The sequence below is a fragment of the Mesorhizobium sp. P2_E6 genome (assembly GCF_056403835.1).
Genome location: NZ_JBFUEQ010000006.1, coordinates 379,337 through 396,353 on the forward strand (window position 1 = coordinate 379,337; position 17,017 = coordinate 396,353).

20 protein-coding genes and 1 riboswitch are annotated in these 17,017 nt (G+C 63.8%); of the genes, 10 read left to right on the top strand and 10 right to left on the bottom strand.

Annotated elements, in window-relative coordinates; translation table 11 throughout:
* Positions 1-22 precede the first annotated feature (22 nt).
* A complete protein-coding gene (metW, locus tag AC1D08_RS17760; protein ID WP_095084894.1) occupies positions 23-637 on the bottom strand; it encodes a methionine biosynthesis protein MetW in 615 nt (204 codons plus the stop codon).
* Positions 634-1,803 (bottom strand): homoserine O-acetyltransferase MetX, encoded by a 1,170-nt coding sequence (gene metX / locus AC1D08_RS17765; protein WP_457153179.1) that lies wholly within the window; start codon positions 1,801-1,803, stop codon positions 634-636. Before metX ends, metW begins: the two co-directional genes overlap by 4 nt.
* Positions 1,804-1,913: 110 nt before the next feature.
* A riboswitch (SAM riboswitch) is annotated at positions 1,914-1,991 on the bottom strand.
* A 137-nt stretch (positions 1,992-2,128) separates the two neighbouring features.
* Here metX and hisC point away from each other — a divergent pair.
* Both hisC and AC1D08_RS17775 read left to right on the top strand, forming a co-directional pair.
* Positions 2,129-3,238, top strand: a complete 1,110-nt coding sequence (gene hisC, locus AC1D08_RS17770; RefSeq protein WP_457153180.1) for a histidinol-phosphate transaminase — start codon at positions 2,129-2,131, stop codon at positions 3,236-3,238.
* Positions 3,239-3,244: 6 nt separating this feature from the next.
* Complete coding sequence (locus tag AC1D08_RS17775; protein WP_457153181.1) at positions 3,245-4,180, top strand: prephenate/arogenate dehydrogenase family protein; 936 nt, start codon at positions 3,245-3,247, stop codon at positions 4,178-4,180.
* Positions 4,181-4,189: 9 nt separating this feature from the next.
* Here the strand turns inward: AC1D08_RS17775 and AC1D08_RS17780 are convergent, their stop codons facing one another.
* The gene (locus tag AC1D08_RS17780) at positions 4,190-5,116 is read right to left on the bottom strand and encodes a sugar kinase (protein ID WP_457153182.1); all 927 of its coding nucleotides are present in this window, start codon (positions 5,114-5,116) and stop codon (positions 4,190-4,192) included.
* A gap of 7 nt (positions 5,117-5,123) precedes the next feature.
* Complete coding sequence (locus tag AC1D08_RS17785; protein WP_477423663.1) at positions 5,124-6,122, bottom strand: DUF2125 domain-containing protein; 999 nt, start codon at positions 6,120-6,122, stop codon at positions 5,124-5,126.
* Between the two features lie 134 nt (positions 6,123-6,256).
* On the opposite strand from AC1D08_RS17785, the gene AC1D08_RS17790 reads away from it, so the two are divergent.
* The 3 genes from AC1D08_RS17790 to AC1D08_RS17800 all read left to right on the top strand — a co-directional run bounded on the left by AC1D08_RS17790 (position 6,257) and on the right by AC1D08_RS17800 (position 8,563).
* Complete coding sequence (locus AC1D08_RS17790; protein ID WP_457152227.1) at positions 6,257-6,778, top strand: gamma-glutamylcyclotransferase; 522 nt, start codon at positions 6,257-6,259, stop codon at positions 6,776-6,778.
* A gap of 121 nt (positions 6,779-6,899) precedes the next feature.
* On the top strand, positions 6,900-7,847 hold the full coding sequence (locus AC1D08_RS17795; protein ID WP_457152226.1) for an aldo/keto reductase: 948 nt from the start codon (positions 6,900-6,902) through the stop codon (positions 7,845-7,847).
* Positions 7,848-7,936: 89 nt separating this feature from the next.
* Positions 7,937-8,563 (top strand): LysE family translocator, encoded by a 627-nt coding sequence (locus tag AC1D08_RS17800; protein ID WP_457152225.1) that lies wholly within the window; start codon positions 7,937-7,939, stop codon positions 8,561-8,563.
* Between the two features lie 18 nt (positions 8,564-8,581).
* Here AC1D08_RS17800 and AC1D08_RS17805 read toward each other — a convergent pair whose 3' ends face one another.
* Both AC1D08_RS17805 and AC1D08_RS17810 read right to left on the bottom strand, forming a co-directional pair.
* The gene (locus tag AC1D08_RS17805; RefSeq protein ID WP_457152224.1) at positions 8,582-9,370 is read right to left on the bottom strand and encodes a lysophospholipid acyltransferase family protein; all 789 of its coding nucleotides are present in this window, start codon (positions 9,368-9,370) and stop codon (positions 8,582-8,584) included.
* Between the two features lie 115 nt (positions 9,371-9,485).
* Positions 9,486-10,388, bottom strand: coding sequence for a LysR family transcriptional regulator (locus AC1D08_RS17810; RefSeq protein ID WP_457152223.1), 903 nt, complete (start codon positions 10,386-10,388; stop codon positions 9,486-9,488).
* A gap of 121 nt (positions 10,389-10,509) precedes the next feature.
* On the opposite strand from AC1D08_RS17810, the gene AC1D08_RS17815 reads away from it, so the two are divergent.
* Positions 10,510-10,980, top strand: coding sequence for a nuclear transport factor 2 family protein (locus tag AC1D08_RS17815; protein WP_111544521.1), 471 nt, complete (start codon positions 10,510-10,512; stop codon positions 10,978-10,980).
* A gap of 24 nt (positions 10,981-11,004) precedes the next feature.
* Positions 11,005-11,655: a pyridoxamine 5'-phosphate oxidase family protein gene (locus AC1D08_RS17820; protein ID WP_457152222.1), complete on the top strand. Its 651-nt coding sequence runs from the start codon at positions 11,005-11,007 to the stop codon at positions 11,653-11,655.
* A gap of 3 nt (positions 11,656-11,658) precedes the next feature.
* On the opposite strand, the gene AC1D08_RS17825 is transcribed toward AC1D08_RS17820, so the two are convergent.
* From AC1D08_RS17825 to ftsE, 3 genes are all read right to left on the bottom strand, one after another.
* Entirely contained in the window at positions 11,659-12,384 is a 726-nt protein-coding gene (locus tag AC1D08_RS17825; protein ID WP_457152221.1) for a YdcF family protein, read from the bottom strand.
* A gap of 133 nt (positions 12,385-12,517) precedes the next feature.
* On the bottom strand, positions 12,518-13,513 hold the full coding sequence (locus AC1D08_RS17830; protein ID WP_457152220.1) for a cell division protein FtsX: 996 nt from the start codon (positions 13,511-13,513) through the stop codon (positions 12,518-12,520).
* Positions 13,506-14,165 (bottom strand): cell division ATP-binding protein FtsE, encoded by a 660-nt coding sequence (ftsE, locus tag AC1D08_RS17835; protein WP_027023302.1) that lies wholly within the window; start codon positions 14,163-14,165, stop codon positions 13,506-13,508. The genes AC1D08_RS17830 and ftsE overlap by 8 nt, the downstream gene beginning before the upstream one ends.
* A 192-nt stretch (positions 14,166-14,357) precedes the next feature.
* Between ftsE and AC1D08_RS17840 the strand changes: the two genes are divergently transcribed.
* From AC1D08_RS17840 to AC1D08_RS17850, 3 genes are all read left to right on the top strand, one after another.
* Complete coding sequence (locus tag AC1D08_RS17840) at positions 14,358-15,002, top strand: hypothetical protein (RefSeq protein ID WP_457152219.1); 645 nt, start codon at positions 14,358-14,360, stop codon at positions 15,000-15,002.
* A 23-nt stretch (positions 15,003-15,025) separates the two neighbouring features.
* Positions 15,026-15,568 (top strand): hypoxanthine phosphoribosyltransferase, encoded by a 543-nt coding sequence (hpt, locus tag AC1D08_RS17845; RefSeq protein WP_477228397.1) that lies wholly within the window; start codon positions 15,026-15,028, stop codon positions 15,566-15,568.
* Positions 15,569-15,643: 75 nt separating this feature from the next.
* Complete coding sequence (locus AC1D08_RS17850; protein WP_457152228.1) at positions 15,644-16,015, top strand: response regulator; 372 nt, start codon at positions 15,644-15,646, stop codon at positions 16,013-16,015.
* Here the strand turns inward: AC1D08_RS17850 and AC1D08_RS17855 are convergent, their stop codons facing one another.
* Positions 16,016-16,963 carry a DMT family transporter gene (locus AC1D08_RS17855; protein ID WP_477228398.1) on the bottom strand — a complete coding sequence of 316 codons (948 nt, stop codon included), beginning with the start codon at positions 16,961-16,963 and terminating at the stop codon, positions 16,016-16,018.
* Positions 16,964-17,017: the final 54 nt, after the last annotated feature.

Here is a 17,017-nt window from a genome sequence, read left to right on the forward strand (position 1 = left end):
AGTCGACAATGGTGCGGCGGGATTACCGTTTCAGCAAGAACACCGCCTGCTGGCCGAAGAAGTTCCAGAACCACCATGGCATCGACAGGCCGATCTTCTGGCCATTGGCGTCGAGCGCGGTTGCTTTTTCCACGGTAGCGCCAAGCTCGTCGCACAGATTGACGAAGTCGCGGATGGTGCAGAAATGGATGTTGGGCGTGTCGTACCAGGAATAGGGCAGGTCCGTGGTCACCGGCATGCGGCCATTGAGGAACAGCGACATGCGGACCCGCCAATGGCCGAAATTGGGGAAGGACACGATGGCGCGATTGCCGATCCTGAGCAGTTCCTTGAGAACCAGCTTCGGGTTGCGGGTGGCCTGCAGGGTCTGCGACAGGACGACGAAGTCAAAGCCCTTGTCGGGATAGAACTCGAGATCCTTGTCGGCATCGCCCTGGATGACGCTCAAGCCGCGCGCCACGCATTCGTTGACGCCACGCTGCGAGAGTTCAAGGCCGCGGCCGTCGACCTGCTTGGTGTCCTGCAGCAATTCGAGCAGCGAGCCATCGCCTGAACCGACGTCGAGCACGCGCGACTGTGGCGGAATGAGGTTAGCGACGACTTCGAGGTCGACGCGCTGGTTGCGGGTGACGTTCATGATGCGAGTCCTCGCGCCCGTGCCGCGGAGCCGATGAAGCCATTGATGGCGGCAAACAGTTCCGGCTCGTCGAGCAGGAAGGCGTCGTGGCCGCGATCGGTCTCGATCTCGACAAAGGATACCGACGCGCCGGCGGCGTTGAGCGCATGAACGATCGAGCGGCTCTCTTCGGTCGGGAACAGCCAATCCGAGGTGAAGGACACCAGGCAGAAGCGGGTTTTCGTGCCGGCGAACGCATCCGCCAGCCGGCCGCCATGGTCGGCGGCGAGGTCGAAATAATCCATCGACCGCGTCATGTAGAGATAGGAATTGGCATCGAAGCGATCGACGAAGGTCATGCCCTGGTGGCGCAGATAGCTCTCGATCTGGAAGTCGGCGTCGAAGCCGAAGGTGAGCGCCTCGCGATCCTGCAGATTGCGGCCGAACTTCCGATGCAGGGCAGCTTCCGACAGATAGGTGATATGGGCGGCCATGCGCGCCACCGCCAAGCCCTTTTCCGGGCGCTTGCCGTGCTCGAAATATTTGCCGCCATGCCAGTCCGGATCCGCCATCACGGCCTGCCGGCCGACCTCATGGAAGGCGATGTTCTGCGAGGAATGGCGCGCGCCGGTGGCGATCGGCAGCGCCGAGAAGACGCGCTCCGGATAGCTCGACGCCCATTCCAGTACCTGCATGCCGCCCATCGAGCCACCGAGGACGCAAAACAGTTTTTCGATGCCGAAATGGTCGATCAGCATCTGCTGGGCGCGCACCATGTCTCGAATGGTGATGATCGGCAGGTCGAGCCCATAGGGCTTGCCGGTGGCGGGATTGGTCGAGGCCGGGCCGGTGGAGCCCAGACAACCGCCGATGACGTTGGAGCAGATGACGAAGAAACGGTTGGTATCGATGATCTTGCCGGGGCCGATCAGCACTTCCCACCAGCCCGGCTTGCCGGTCACCGGATTGGTGCTGCCGACATGCTGGTCGCCCGTCAGCGCATGGCAGACGAGGATGGCGTTGGAACGGGCGTCGTTCAGCGTGCCGTAGGTCTGGTAGGCGATCTGGAACGGCGACAGCAGGGTGCCGGCATCGAGCTTTAGCGGCTTGTCGGGCCCAAAGCGCAGCACCGGGCTCGACGGCTGGTCAGCCTCGTTGTTGGTTTTTCCAGCGCGCAGAGCGGCCATTGCATCCATCTCACACTTTGAATCCGCACGGTGCTTTCGAAATTCGAGGCCGATGCGGTGTCCGGCCGGCGCGGACAACAAAAAACCGGCATTGCAGTCGCAAAGCCGGTTACAGGATGCAAACGGCCCTTTAGCAAGTTGTTTAACGTGGCTGCAAGCCGACCGGCCAAATCACCACGGAATTTCGTACCTCTTCTAGGACTGTGGCGCGCCCGCGTCAACGGCCAGCCGCGGTCCGGAGGTTGCCACCTCTCGACATTGCGGGCCGTGGCTTGTATTTCCGCTGCGGCTTCCAGACGGAAGCGTTCTCGACGGATTTTGCGACATGAGCCAGACACCGGACAAGGCACGTCCAACCCCGCGCGCGGGCATCATGGACATCGACGCCTATGTGCCGGGCAAGAGCACCGCGCCCGCCGGCGTCGCCAAGGTCTACAAGCTGTCGTCGAACGAGAATCCGCTGGGTCCGTCGCCGAAGGCGATCGAGGCCGCGCGGGAGATTGCTGCGAAGCTCGACGTCTATCCCGATGGCACCGCCAGGCGGCTGCGTGAGGCGATCGCCGAGGTGCATGGTCTCAACGCGCAGAACATCATCTGTTCCAACGGCTCCGACGAAATTCTCGGCCTTCTGGCGCAAACCTATCTCGCTCCCGGCGACGAGGCGATTTTCACCGAACACGCCTTCATGGTCTACAAAATCTACATCCAGTCGGCCGGCGCAACTCCGGTCGCGGTCAAGGAGACCGATGAGCGTGCCGACATCGATGCGATGCTGGCCGCCGTCACGCCGCGCACGAAAATCGTATTCCTTGCCAATCCCAACAACCCGACCGGCACCTATGTGCCGTTCCAGGAAGTGCGCCGCCTGCATGCCGGCTTGCCCGGAAATGTGCTTCTGGTGCTCGACGCGGCTTACGCCGAATATGTTCGCCGCAACGACTATGAAGCCGGCATCGAACTGGTCGGCGGGGCCGAGAACGTGGTGATGACCCGCACCTTCTCCAAGATCGGCCTCGGCGGGGCTCGGATCGGCTGGATGTACGCACCGATGCACATCGTCGATGCCATCAACCGTGTGCGTGGCCCCTTCAACGTCAATGCGACGGCGATCGAGGCCGGCATCGCCGCGATCCGTGACCGCGACCACGTCCAACGCAGCGTGATGCACAACGAAACGTGGCTTACATGGTTGAGCGAGGAGTTCGGCAAGCTTGGGCTGCGGGTGACGCCAAGCGTCGGCAATTTCATCCTGATCCATTTTCCCGACGACCAGAACCATTCGGCCGCCGCGGCGGACGATTATCTGACGGCGCGCGGCTATATTCTGCGGCGCGTTTCCGGCTACGGCTTTCCCAACGCGCTGCGCATGACCGTCGGCACCGAAGAGGCCAATCGCGGCGTGGTCGCCGCTCTCACGACATTCCTGAAAAGCTAGAACACCATGACATCACCGATGTTTGAAAAGATCGCGCTGGTCGGCATCGGCCTGATCGGCTCGTCACTGGCCCGCGTCATCCGTCGCGAGGGCCTCGCCCGTCACGTCGCCATCTCGACCCGCAGTGCCGCGACATTGGCGCGGGCGCAAGAGCTTGGGCTCGGCTCCTCCTACTCCAGCGATGCGAAGGAAGCGGTCCGCGATGCTGATCTGGTCATCGTCTCGGTGCCGGTCGGCTCGTCCGGCGCTGTGGCCGAGGAAATCGCGCCGGCGCTGAAGCAGGGTGCGATCCTCACCGATGTCGGCTCGACCAAGGCATCGGTGATTGCGCAGATGCAGCCCTATGTGCCCGATGGCGTGCATTTCATTCCCGGCCACCCACTGGCGGGCACGGAAAAATCCGGCCCAGATGCCGGTTTCGCCGACCTGTTCGACAATCGCTGGTGCATCTTCACCCCGCTGCCCGACACCGACCCGGATGCACTGGAGAGGCTGTCGGAATTCTGGCGCCGTTGCGGCGCCAACATCGACACGATGGACCCGCAGCATCACGACATGACGCTGGCCATCGTCTCGCACCTGCCGCATATCATCGCCTACAACATCGTCGGCACCGCCGACGATCTGCAGTCGGTGACCAAATCCGAAGTGATCAAATATTCGGCTTCAGGTTTTCGCGATTTCACCCGTCTCGCCGCCTCGGATCCGACCATGTGGCGCGACGTCTGCCTGCACAACAAGGACGCCATCCTCGAAATGCTGGCACGGTTCTCGGAAGATCTGGCGTCGCTGCAGCGGGCGATCCGCTGGGGCGACGGCGAAAAGCTGTTCGATCTGTTCACCCGCACCCGTGCGGTGCGCCGCTCGATCATCGAGGCCGGCCAGGACATCGACGTCCCCGATTTCGGCCGTCAGGCGGTCGAGCACCCGGCGAAGGCGTAGGTCGCTTCTTCAGCCTGCTGGCCAGTGGCTTTTCATCATCGCCAGCGTCTCGGCCCGGTCCGGCGCGCCTAGCCGGCCGCCGAAGCGCAGGCATTTGAGCGCGGCGGCCGCACTGGCAAAGCGTAAGGCCTGCTCGACCGGCATGGCTTCCGCCAGTCCGACGGCGAAGGCGCCGTGAAAGACATCGCCGGCGGCCAGCGTGTCGACCGCATTGATTTTCGGCGCCGCGACATGTCGCGATGATCCCGTCGCGCGATCGAACCACCAGGTGCCAGCCGCGCCGCCGGTAACCGCGACAAACGCATCGCCGCGCCGGGCGAGTGCCTCACAGGCCTGGCGCGAATCCAGTTCCGCGCCGCACAGTACGCGCGCCGCCGGCTCGGAAGCCACGATATGGGATGCCAGGGGCAGCAGCAGTTCCAGCACGTCCCTCGACGCGGTATCGGCATCAAGGATCGCCGGCCGGCCGATGGCGTGCGCCGCCTCCAGGGCAAGCGCTGCGGCACCGGGCCAGCGGACATCGGCCAGCACGGCATCGAATGCCGAGAGGTCTGCGAGCGGCAGAGCCTCGGGATCGGCCTGGGCCTGGCTGTCGTAGAACGGCACGATGATGCGCTCGCCATGCGCGTCGACCAGGATCGAGGCCAGCGCCGAGCGGGCGCCACTGACGCGGCGCACGAAGCTGCAATCGACGCCTTCTGCTTGGATCCCGGCGATCAGCTGATCGCCGACTGAATCGTCGCCCGTGCTCGCCCACAACGAAACATCGGCGCCCAGGCGATGTGCAGCGCAGGCCGCGCTCGTCGCCATGCCCGAAGCGATCTGGACGCCGTCGGAGGCGATGAACTTGCCTTGGTGGCCGGGCAGCGTCTCGACACGCAAGATCGTATCCAGCGTCAGCGCGCCGACACTCAGCAGTCTCACGGGTTTTGCCATCGATGCGCTATTCCACCGGCTTGATCTTGCCCAGCGGAATGAAGCCGAGCGAGGCCTTGCCCTTGACCACCTTGAGCGGCATCGACGGCTGGTTGCCGAGCAGCGCCAGGCCAGCAAAGCCCTGCTCGATCTGCGTTTTTTGCTCGGGGATGGCACCGCCGAGGATCGCCGCCACGGCCTTCGGATCCTTCAGCGTGATCGTCAGGTCGGCGTCGATGAGACCATCGGCATCGACCGACAGCGGTCCGGAAACGGTGACGCGCGCCGTGCCTGACGACAGGTCGAGGTTGTGGATCTCGATCGCCTGGCCGCGCAGGCTCTTCACTTGCCTGCCGATCAGCTCGACGCCATTCTTCAGCGTCACGTCGCCGCTGGCATCGAGCGCCGGCAGCACCCGTCCGCCGATCGCCTCGGCATCGATCTCGAGATCGCTGAAATTACCGAGATAGTTGATATCCCCACCTTTCGGCTGCAATTGGCTGTCCGCCTTGCCGGCACTGAACAGTTCGACCGGATCGGTGTCATCAGCGGGATCGGTCTGGCCGGACAGGCCCTCGGCCTGCAGCGAAATCCGCCGTGGCAGCGGCCATGACAGTTTGACGTTGGCTTGCAAATTGTCCCAGTCGATCCACAGCGGCATCATGCCTGGAACGGAGGTCCTGAGCGGACCGCGCAGATCGGCCACCGGCGACAGCGGCTGGATGATCTGGGCGACGGCATTGAAGCTGCCGGCCGAGGCGGCGATGTTCCTGGCATCGTCCTCATAAGCGAGATTGTCGCAGGAGACGGCAAAGCTCAGCGGATAGCCGCTGACCTGGAGATTGGCACAGCCGGCCTCGACGCCACTCTTGTTGAGCGAGGCAACCGCCTTGTCGGCTTCACTTCGGACCCGGTCAGCCAGGTAGAACCAGCCAGCGCTGTAAATGGCGAACAGCACGACAATGAACGCGGCAAGCCAGAACAGGAGGCGTCGGCGCTTCGGTTGGCGTTCGTCACTTGACGTCATGCTTTGGCTCTCGTTAACGCATGGGTGTTGTAGGCGGACTCGCGATTCCGACAACAACAGGTAGACAGAGGCGGACGGAAAAAACACCGATTCCGGTGTGGTGCTGCCATTCTTTTACAATCAGGCGCGGCGATATGGGCGATTTTTGGGTGTTTGGCTATGGGTCGCTGATCTGGCGGCCGGGTTTCGCGCATGTCGAAACGCAGCGCGCCCGCCTGCACGGCTACCGGCGCTCGCTGTGCGTCTATTCCTTCGTGCATCGCGGCACGCGTCAGCGGCCGGGGCTGGTGCTCGGTCTCGACCGTGGTGGCTCCTGCGTCGGTTTGGCGTTCCGCGTGCCCGGCGAATTGCGCGACGAGGTCATCGCCTATCTGCGCGAGCGCGAGCTGGTCACCAACGTCTATCTCGAACGGACGCTCAAGATTCGCCTTGACGGCGGCCGGACGGTCGAAGCCGTAGCCTACATCGTCGACCGCCAGCATGAGCAATATGCCGGCGCGCTCGACGCGGCGCATGCAGCGGCCGTGGTGCGCGGCGCGGTCGGCCAGTCCGGCAACAATGAGGACTATGTGATCAGCACGCTGGAACACCTTGAGGCGCTGGGCATAAGCGACCACTGGCTGGAGGATGTCGCGCGCCGGGTAGCACCTTTGTGAAGCGCTGGCTCTGCGGAAAAGGCCGCCAGGCCTTTGACCTCGATAAGGGAAGACCTAGGTTAGGTCCCGAACCTCAGCCAGGGCTGCATTCACTGGCCCCCAATCATCCCGGAGATACGCCTTGCAGAAACGCCGCCTTGGTCGCACCGACCTTTCCATCGCGCCGCTGGTTCTGGGCGGCAATGTCTTTGGCTGGACCGCCGACGAGAAAACCTCGTTCGATCTGCTAGACCGCTTCGTCGGGGCCGGTCTCAACGCCATCGACACGGCGGACGCCTATTCGCGCTGGGTGCCAGGCCACAAGGGCGGCGAATCGGAAACCATCATCGGCAAGTGGATGAAGGACCGTGGCAATCGCGATCACGTCGTGGTGGTCACCAAGGTTGGCTCGGATATGGGGCAGGGCCACAAGGACTTGTCCGCGGCCTATATCGAAAAGGCCGTCGACGCGTCGCTGAAGCGGCTGCAGACGGACGTCATCGACCTCTATCTGTCGCACTGGCCGGATCCGACCACACCCTATGAGGAAACCCTTGGCGCCTACGAGAGGCTGCTCGCCAAGGGCAAGATCCGCTATGCCGGCTGCTCGAACCTCGACGCCGGCCAGTTACGCGCGGCACTCGATGTGGCGAGCCTGCGCAGCCTGCCGCGCTACGAGGTGCTGCAGCCGGAATACAATCTCTACGATCGCTCCTCCTTCGACGGGCCGTTGCGCGATCTGTGCGTGGCCGAGGACATCGGCGTCATCACCTATTTCAGCCTGGCCAAGGGCTTCCTCAGCGGCAAATACCGCAGTGAGGCCGATCTTGGCCAAAGCCCGCGTGGCGGCGGGGTGAAAGACTACCTCAACGCGCGCGGCACGCGCATTCTCGCGGCACTCGATGCGGTGTCGGCCAGGCATTCGGCCAAGCAGGCGGAAGTGGCGCTTTCCTGGGTTATCGCACGGCCAGGCGTCACCGCGCCGATCGCCAGCGCCACCAGGCCTGAGCAGATGGAGAGCCTGATCAAGGCCGCGTCGCTGAAATTGACCGCCGACGACATGGCCGAGCTCGACAAGGCAAGCGGCTGAAACTTCCGGCGGCGCCGCACGCACGAACGTCCAAGACCACGCACCTGTCTTGCCATACGTCCTTCGCACGGGGCAAGGCAGAGGGTGAGATGACTGAGCCGCTTCTTTCGCAACCGGATCTTTGGCGCCAGTTGGTCGCGCTGGTGCTTGCCGCCACCGTCGTCATGGGCAGCCCAGGGCCGGCAACGATAAGCGTCACCGCCGTCGGCGCTGCCTTCGGCTTGCGTGATTCATTGCGGTACGCCTGGGGGATCGTCCTGGGCACGATTGCAGTGCTGCTGGTGGTAGCTACCGGGGTCATGGCGGTGCTCACGTCGATGCCGAAGCTGGGGCCGCTGCTGGCTTTCGCGTCCGGCGCCTATATCCTCTATCTCGCGTTCAAGATCGCCACGGCTCCACCATTGGTAGCGCGCGCGGCCGAGGCTTCGCGCCCAACATGGCTGGCCGGGTTTCTGCTGGCTGTCGCCAACCCAAAAGCCTATGTGGCGATCGCCGCCGTGTTCGCCGGCGCGTCGTCGAGCCAAGGCGCCGGCGATATCGGCATATGGCTCAAGCTGACCGTCCTCGCGCTGATGATCGTTGCCATCCACGCTTTGTGGCTCGTTGCAGGGGCGTCTTTCGCCCGCTTCCTCCGCAGGCCGGCCGCTTCGCGGATCATCAATCTGATCTTTGCCACGACGCTGGTGTTGACCACCGCGCTGGCCGTGTTCGGCTGAGTGTCGGCTCGGAGCTTTTCAGACTTTCGCGCCGAGTTCCCGCAACCGCTTCACCGCGGTTGACGGCAATGCCGGCGGGTTGGGCGTGCGGGATGCCTCGATGAGAAGCTGGTCACAGGCAGCCTCGGTTTCACCGATCAGCCGGGCCATGAATTCGTCCTTGCCCAAGCCCGGCGGAATCGGCGGCAGGAACCGCGCCTTGATCGTGCCGGGGAAGCGCAGGAATTTGCGGCGCGGCCAGTAGAGACCGGCGACATGGGCGACCGGCACCACCGGAACGCCAAGCTGCGAATAGATTTCGACGATGCCATATTTGTAGGCCGGCTCGTCGCCCGGCGCGCGGCGCGTCCCCTCGGGATAGATGATCAGCTGGCGTGGGTTGCGCGCCATTTCCTGCCTGGTGGCGGCGACCACCGCCTTCAACGCTTTCGAGCGGCTGCCGCGGTCGACCGGGATCATGCGCATCTTCATGATGTACCAGCCGAAGAACGGGATCCAGGTCAGTTCGCGCTTGAGGATGTAGAGCGGATCCTGGAGGAACGGGAAGAAGGCGATCGCGTCCCAGAACGATTGATGCTTGGGCGCCAGGATGAAGGAACCCTCGGGCAGGTTTTCCAGGCCGGTGATGTCGCTCTTGGTCCCGGCAATCTTGTCATAGAGCCACATGCACGTGCGTGACCAGAATTTCGGCACGAACCAGGCGCGGTGCCGGGGCGACAGGAAATAATAGGGGGTCCAGAGGATCATCTGGACGATCAGATTGACGTAGAAGACGAAATTGAACGCCAGCGATCGGACATACAGCATGGAGGGAGGCCCGGTGAGAGGTGTGCGTTGGTTACACCAAGCGCGGCGAAAAAGGAAATGGCCGCGAGCCGCTCTGACGAGCGAAGGAGAACGATGGTCGGGCGGCCCGTTTCAGCTACGTCAATCGCGCCAGCCGCTCCTTCAGACGCGGGGCAGCGAAATCGAGAAAGGCGCGCAGCTTGACCGGCAGCAGGCCGTGGCCGGCATGTACCAGGCTTACCGGCCATGGTTCAGGCTCGAACTCCTGCAGCAGGATGCGCAGCGCGCCTGACCGCAGTGCGGCTTCGATCTGGTAGGAAAGCACTTTTGTCACCCCGATGCCGGCAATCGCGGCGTCGATGGCCGCCTCGGCGGTGTTGACCTGAAGCCGCGAGCGGACCTGAACCGGGACTTCCGTCCTGCCCTGGGCGAAGCTCCAGGTGGCGGCGGAAGCAAGTCCCTCGAGGGTGATGCAACTGTGTGTTTCCAGATCCTGTGGGGTCATCGGCGTGCCATGCTCGGCCAGATAGGCCGGGCTCGCACAAGCGACGCGGCGGATCGAGCCGACAGCAATGGCGACCAGGCTCGAATCAGGCAACTGGCCGATGCGAATGGCGAGATCGAAATGGTCCTCAACCAGCTGGGTTATACGGTCGGCTAGCGTCAGGCGAATGTTCACGTCGGGATAGGCCGCGAGAAAACCGGTGACGACCGGCAGCACGTGCAGGCGGCCAAAGACGACCGGCGCGGTGATGGCCAGTTCGCCGGTCGGAGCGCTGTATTCGCCGGCCGCCGTGCGTTCGGCCTCACCGACATCGTCGAGGATGCGGCGGCAGGCGGCAAGATAGGCCTGGCCGGCGTCGGTCGGCGTCAGCCGGCGCGTCGAGCGGTTCAACAGGCGTGTGTTCAGATGTCGTTCGAGATCGGAAACCTTGCGGCTGACCGTCGCCAGCGGAACGCCGAAACGGCGGGCCGCGGCGGAAAGGCTGCCGGCCTCCACCGCAGCGACAAAGAGCGACATGGCTTCGAGACGATCCATAGCTTCTTCCAGAAAATGGAAGGACGGATTGCGAATATGTCATCTGCATTTGAAGGATGGAAGGCTTTATATCCCATTGCTGGCCTGCCTATAGCATGGCCTCAACGAGCAAGGAGTCATCATGTCCGAAAGCCGGCCGCCGCTGCCGCCGTTCACAGCCGAGACCGCCGCGCAGAAGGCGCGCATGGCCGAGGATGCCTGGAATTCACGCGATCCGGCCCGAGTGGCGCTTGCCTACACGACGGATAGCCGCTGGCGCAATCGCGCCGAATTCCTGCAAGGCCGCGATGCCATCCAGGCGTTCCTGACGCGCAAATGGAGCCGCGAACTCGACTACCGGCTGATCAAGGAGGTCTGGGCCTTCCACGGCAACCGCATCGCCGTGCGCTTCGCCTATGAATGGCACGACGACAGCGGCTCATGGTTCCGCAGCTACGGCAACGAGAACTGGGAATTCGACGAACACGGGCTGATGCGCCTGCGCATCGCCAGCATCAACGACCTGCCGATCGGCGCGGCCGATCGCAAATATCACTGGCCGCTCGGCCGGCGCCCGGACGACCACCCGTCATTATCGGAGCTTGGGCTCTAGGGTCGCCCGGGCAAGGAGGCTTTCATGAATGCTCATGCTTTCACCAGCGACGTCGCCTTCACGCGGACCGTCAAGGCGATCCAGGCCCGCAAGGGCTCACGCCAGTCCTATGCCCGCGTCGAGGAGCGTGGCGGCTGGCAGGCCGATATCACGCCCGACCTTGCCGCCTTCATCGAGATGCAGACCAGCGTCTTCCTGTCGACGGCCAATGGCGATGGCCAGCCCTACATCCAGCATCGCGGTGGACCCGCCGGGTTTCTCAAGGTGCTGGATCAACACACGATCGGCTTTGCGGATTTTGCCGGCAACAGGCAGTTCATCACGCAGGGCAACCTGGCCGACAATCCGCAGGCCTTCCTGTTCCTGATCGATTATGCCCACCGGCAGCGCATCAAGATCTGGGGCACGGCCCGCGTCGTCGAGAACGATGCCGAGCTGATGGCGAGGTTGATGCCGCAGGACTACAAGGCGCGTCCCGAGCAGGTCATCCTGTTCACGGTCTCGGCCTGGGACTCCAATTGCCCGCAACACATCCCGCAGCGGTTCGAGGCGGCTGACGTGGCAGCGGCGCTTGGCGAACGGGACAAGCGTATCGAGGGCCTCGAACAGGAGATAGCGCGTCTCAAGGGGATTTCAGGCGCTGCGGCCGGGGCAGGTGCCACAGCCGAGGAATGAGGTTCAGCCGCCGGCCGCGGTCTCGGCCAGCGCGATACCGTCCGGCGTCGGCTTCATCGGCACGATGCCGCGCGCCAGCGCCAGCAGATACTTATTGTATTCGGTGAACAGCACGCGCAATGCGCGGGGCTTGGTCAGCCAGCTGCCATTGTCGAGGTTGGTGTTGACCACCGGATACGGTTCGAGCTTGGCGCCATGCAGCAGCCGGCCCATTTCCAGCAGGCTGCGCGGCATATGATAGTTGTTGGTGACCAGGATCACCGTGCCATAGGCATGGCTCTCCACCCATTTTGCACTCTCCTCGGCATTGCCGATCGTGTCCAGCGCGGCGCGGTCGATGTCGACGCAGCAGGAGAACAAGCGCTTGTCGCCACCGATCGCCGCCTGCAGCTGGCGGCGGCTGGCGGAAGGATGCACGCCGCTGATCAGCAGCCGCTCGCCCTTGCCCGACGCCAGCAGATCCATGGCGGCGTCAAGGCGGGACTGGCCGCCGGTCAAAACGATGATCGCGTCGGCCTTGGCCGGATTGGCGGGCGTCGTCAGGTGGCTGACCTTGTTGGCGAACCAGCCAAAGCCGCCGGCAAACAGAGTTGCGAGGATGAGCAGGGAAAGCGCGGACAGGCGCAGAGCAGCTTTTAGGCGGCTGACCTTGCCGTGGTCGCGCGAATGGGCAACCACCACTGGCATCTGCCCAGCCGTCCCGGTCGTTTGCCGCGCGTCCATCGCCATATGGTTAATCCCCAAATGTGGCTTTGGGTAGTAGAAAGACGCACTTTGCGTTACGCCAATTCTCCATCCGTGATCATCCTGTTTCTATCGATGTCATTGTCCTGGAATGGTTTCTGCTCCCAAGTGACGTGAATTAGCCGGCATCCGGCTGGCGAACCTCGATGTCGCTGAGATAGGCGACGACGGTGGCGTGCGAGGTTGCCGCCGTCAGTGCGCCGATCACCAGCACCATGAGAAAGACGCCGAGATAGCCTGCCGAGCCGATGGCGAAATTGCCGAACAGCGCGGTCGCCTGGTCGGCCTGCGGCGTCGCCATGTTGCGCGACGACCACCAGGAAAAGACGATGAACACGAGCACAGCCGCGGCTCCGCCGGCGGCGGCACCCTTCATGCCGGTAACCAGGAAATGCCGGCGGAATTCACGCGCGATGAAGCTCGCCTCGGCGCCGACAAAATGCAGAACCTCGATGATGTGGCCATTGCCCGCCATGGCGCCGCGCGTCGCGAACACCACGGTCAGCACGGTCGCCGACAGCATCAGCGCCAGCACGGCGATGCCGATGGTCACCGTGGTGCGGGCCATGGCCACCAGCCGGTCGACCCAGGTGCGGTGATCGTCGAGCGATGCGCTTGGCAATTTCGGCGTGATCGCGGCGCGCATGGCGGCGAAATCGGGCGGGCTGCTCTCGTCGATGGTGACGATGATCAGGCGCGGCACCGGCAGCTCGTCGATGTTGAGGCCGGAGCCCAGCCACGGCTCCAGGAGCCTCGCGGTCGCGTCGCGATCGATGATCCGGGTCGCCTTCACGCCGGGAAACTCGCTGGCCATTTGCGAGGCCTCCACAAGGGCGGCCTCCATGTCTAGGCCGTCGACAGGCTTGATCTGGATCGTCGCCTCGCGCGAGATCTGGTTCTCCCAGACCGAGGCGGTGTCACGCACCAGCGTCACCGCGCCGAAGGTCAGGCAGGACAGGAAGGTCATGATGGCAATGACCAGCACCAGTGCCCGGCCGGCGATATTCTGCGCCGGCACGATCGGCGCCATCCGGCGCTGGGCACGCGGCCTCGCCTCGGCGTCCTCGGCGTCCTGCTCCTGCTGTTCAAGATGTTCGGCGGACAGCTCAGTCATAGATGTCCAGCCTTCCGCCGGCCAGGATCATGCGGCGCGCGTCGACCTGTTCCATCAGGCCAAGGTCATGGGTCGCGATCACCACGGCGGTGCCGAGACGGTTGAGCTCGATGAACAGCCGCAGCAGGCGTCGCGCCAGCGGCGGATCGACATTGCCGGTCGGCTCGTCGGCCAGCAGGATCTCCGGCTGCTCGATCAGCGCACGGGCGATCGCCGCACGCTGCTTCTCGCCGCCGGACAGAACTGGCGGCAGCACATGCATGCGCTCGCCCAGGCCGACCCATTTCAACAGCTCGGTGACATCGGTGCGGTAGCTCGCCTCCTCGCGTCCGCGCACGCGCAGCGGCAAGGCCACGTTCTCGTAGGTGGTCATATGGTCGAGCAAGCGAAAGTCCTGGAACACCACACCGATACGACGCCTCAGATGCGGCAGTTCGGCGCGCGAGATGCGCGAGCGGTCCTTGCCGAAAATGGTGATCAGCCCGCGCGTCGGCTTCAACGACATGAACAGCAGGCGCAGCAACGTCGTCTTGCCGGCACCCGAAGGCCCGCTCAGGAACTGGAAGGAGCGCTCCGGAATGTGCAGGGAGATGTCACGGAGGATTTCCGGACCCATGCCATAGCGGAGGCCGACATTTTCGAAGCGAATCAATTTCGGCGACCTGAAATTCGCGGCGGCAGCGAGCCAGCCTGTTCTGGGTAATGACCATCGGCCGGCATGGTTAACCGGCGGTTAATTCTTGGGCTTTTTCGGCTCTTCACTCGGGCTCCGGTGGGGAAGCGTTAACCATTTGTGTTTACTCAAAAGAAACGAAAAGCGAACACGTGCTGCAATGCTGGGGCCATGATGGCTGACGATAGAACCGCGCGCCCGGTTTCCGGCGAAATCATGACCGATCCGGCGGCAATTGCCGCAACGGACCGGTTCATGCGCGCTCCAGCGGCCGACATCGTCGATGCCGACTACGTGGTGATGTCGCGCCTTGTCCCCGCCGCGGAAAGCGTTTCGCAGCTGCCACGCGCGATCGTCACGCCGCCCATCGAGGGCATGGACATGCTGCGCAAGCCCGAGGCCCCGGCGGAGCGGCCACCGGCTTCGCGCGGCGGGCCGATCTTCTGGATCGCCGGCATTGGCGCCGCGTTCGCCGCTTTCTGGGTCTCCGGAGGGCATGCGCTGGTGCGCCAGGCGCCGTTCCTGTCCAGTGCGCAGGCGTCGGCGCTGAGCATTTCAGGCGTCACGTCACGCGTCGACGCCTCCGGGCCGAACCCCGTGCTGTTCGTCGATGGCGAGGCCGCCAATGACGGCGCGAAACCGGCGCCGCTGCCGCCGCTCGAAATCCGGGTGACCGGCAATGACGGGCGCACGACCCGCTATTCGTTGGGGACATCCGGTCGTTCGCTGGCGTCGGGCGAAAGATTCGGCTTTGCCAGCCGGCTCGACGTGCCTAAGAACGGCGTAAGAACCGTTTTGGTCACTTTCGCCCAATAGGCGATCACCGAGGAAGACCACCAATGCCAAACGTACGCGGCAAGGACATCGAGGTCCTGTTTTCGGCATCGGCGATCGCACGGCGCAATCTTGAACTCGCCAAGGAGATCGCCGGCCACGATTATCACGATTTGCTGGTGATTTCGGTGCTGAAGGGCTCGTTCATCTTCGCCGCCGACCTGATCCGCGCCATGCATGATGTCGGGCTGTCGCCGGAGGTCGAATTCATCTTTATTTCCAGCTACGGCGCCGGCACCACAAGCGGCGAGGTGAGGGTGCTGCGCGATATCGACAATGAGGTGGCCGGCCGTGACGTGCTGTTGATCGACGACATTCTCGAATCGGGCAAGACGCTGAGCTTCACCCGCGACCTGATGCTGTCGCGTGGCGCCAAGAGCTGCGCCATCGCCGTGCTGCTCGACAAGCGCATGCGCCGCCAGACCTCACTCAACGCCGACTATGTCGGCTTCGACTGTCCAGACTATTTCGTCGTCGGCTACGGCATGGACGTTGCGCATGCCTTTCGCGAATTGCCGTTTGTCGGTGTCGTCAAAGGCGACGTGTAAGCGACGTTCAAAAAGGCTTGTTAGCCTCCTGCGCCTTCAGAAAAAGTCAACTTTTCGCAGCCAAACATGGCCGCCATGGCAAAGCTTCTGATCGTCGAGGACGATGAGTCCGTCCGCACCCTGGCCGCCCGCGCGCTTGAACGCGCCGGACACACAATCGATATCGCCGCGGACGGCGCGCAAGGCCTTTCGCTGATCCGAGCCGCAAATGGCGGTTATGATCTCGTCGTCTCCGACATCCGCATGCCAGAGATGGACGGCATCGAGATGGCGATTGCGGCGGCAGCGCTCTTCCCCTTGATGATGATCATGCTGATGACGGGCTATGCCGACCAGCGCGAGCGCGCCGAGGAGCTGAACGGCGTTATCCTCGATGTCGTACAGAAGCCCTTTACGCTGGCCGAAATCCGCTCCCGCGTCGAACGGGCGCTGATCTGCTTCGCCTGATCAGGCTGGATCGGCTGCAGCGAGCACGGGCGGAGCACTCTTGCGGCGTTCGAAGTTGAGCGCCAGCAGGCCGGCGCCGATGATGAGCGCCGCGCCGATCACGGTCGTTGACCGTGGCACCTCGGCGAAGAACAGGAAACCCCACAGCGGCGACCACAGGATGCCGGTGTATTCGAAGGTGGCAACGCGGTTGGCCGGTGCCATCCGGTAGGCCTGCGACAGCAGGACCATGCCGGCGGAGGCGACGAAACCGCAGGCCGCCATCTTGAGAAAATCAGGCAATGTCGGCGAGCGCCAGGGCCGCACCAGGAATTCGAGGCTTGGGTGGACGGCGTGGGTGATGCCGGCCAGGTGAAACGTACCGGCAACCACGGCGGCGCCGACCAGATAGGCGCCGTTCTGGTAGAAGGCCATGACGGTGGACGATTCGGTATCGCCCATCTTGCGGGCCATCAGCTGCGAAAAGCCGTAGAGCGCCGCCGAGCCCAGCGACAGCAGCGCCGCCCAGTCGAACAGACCGGCGCCCGGGCGCAGCATCACGAGGACGCCGAACAGCCCGATCAGCACGGTCGCCAGCGTCTGCCAGGGGACGCGCTCGCCAAGATAAGGCCCGGCCAGCACCATGATGAACAGCGGCGCCATGAAATAGAGCGCCACGGCGTCGGCCAGCGGCAAGGCGGCGATAGCCAGATAGTACACCGTATAGGAGGTGAACTGGATGAAGGCGCGCATCGTCAGCATGCCGAATCGGCTCGACAGGATCGCTGGCAAGCCGACATCGACATGGACGAGAACAATCAGGATCGGCAAGGCGACAATCGAGCGGATCGCCATCACCTCGGTCACCGGATAGCCGCTCGACACGGCTTTGACGAGCGGGTCCTGCAGCGAGAAGACCAGCACGCCAAGGCACAGGCTCAGGATGCCAAGGACCATCCGGTTCTGCATGTGCCTTCGGGGCTCCCTGCAAGCGAAAAAGAACCCGCCACCGTTTCGGGCAGC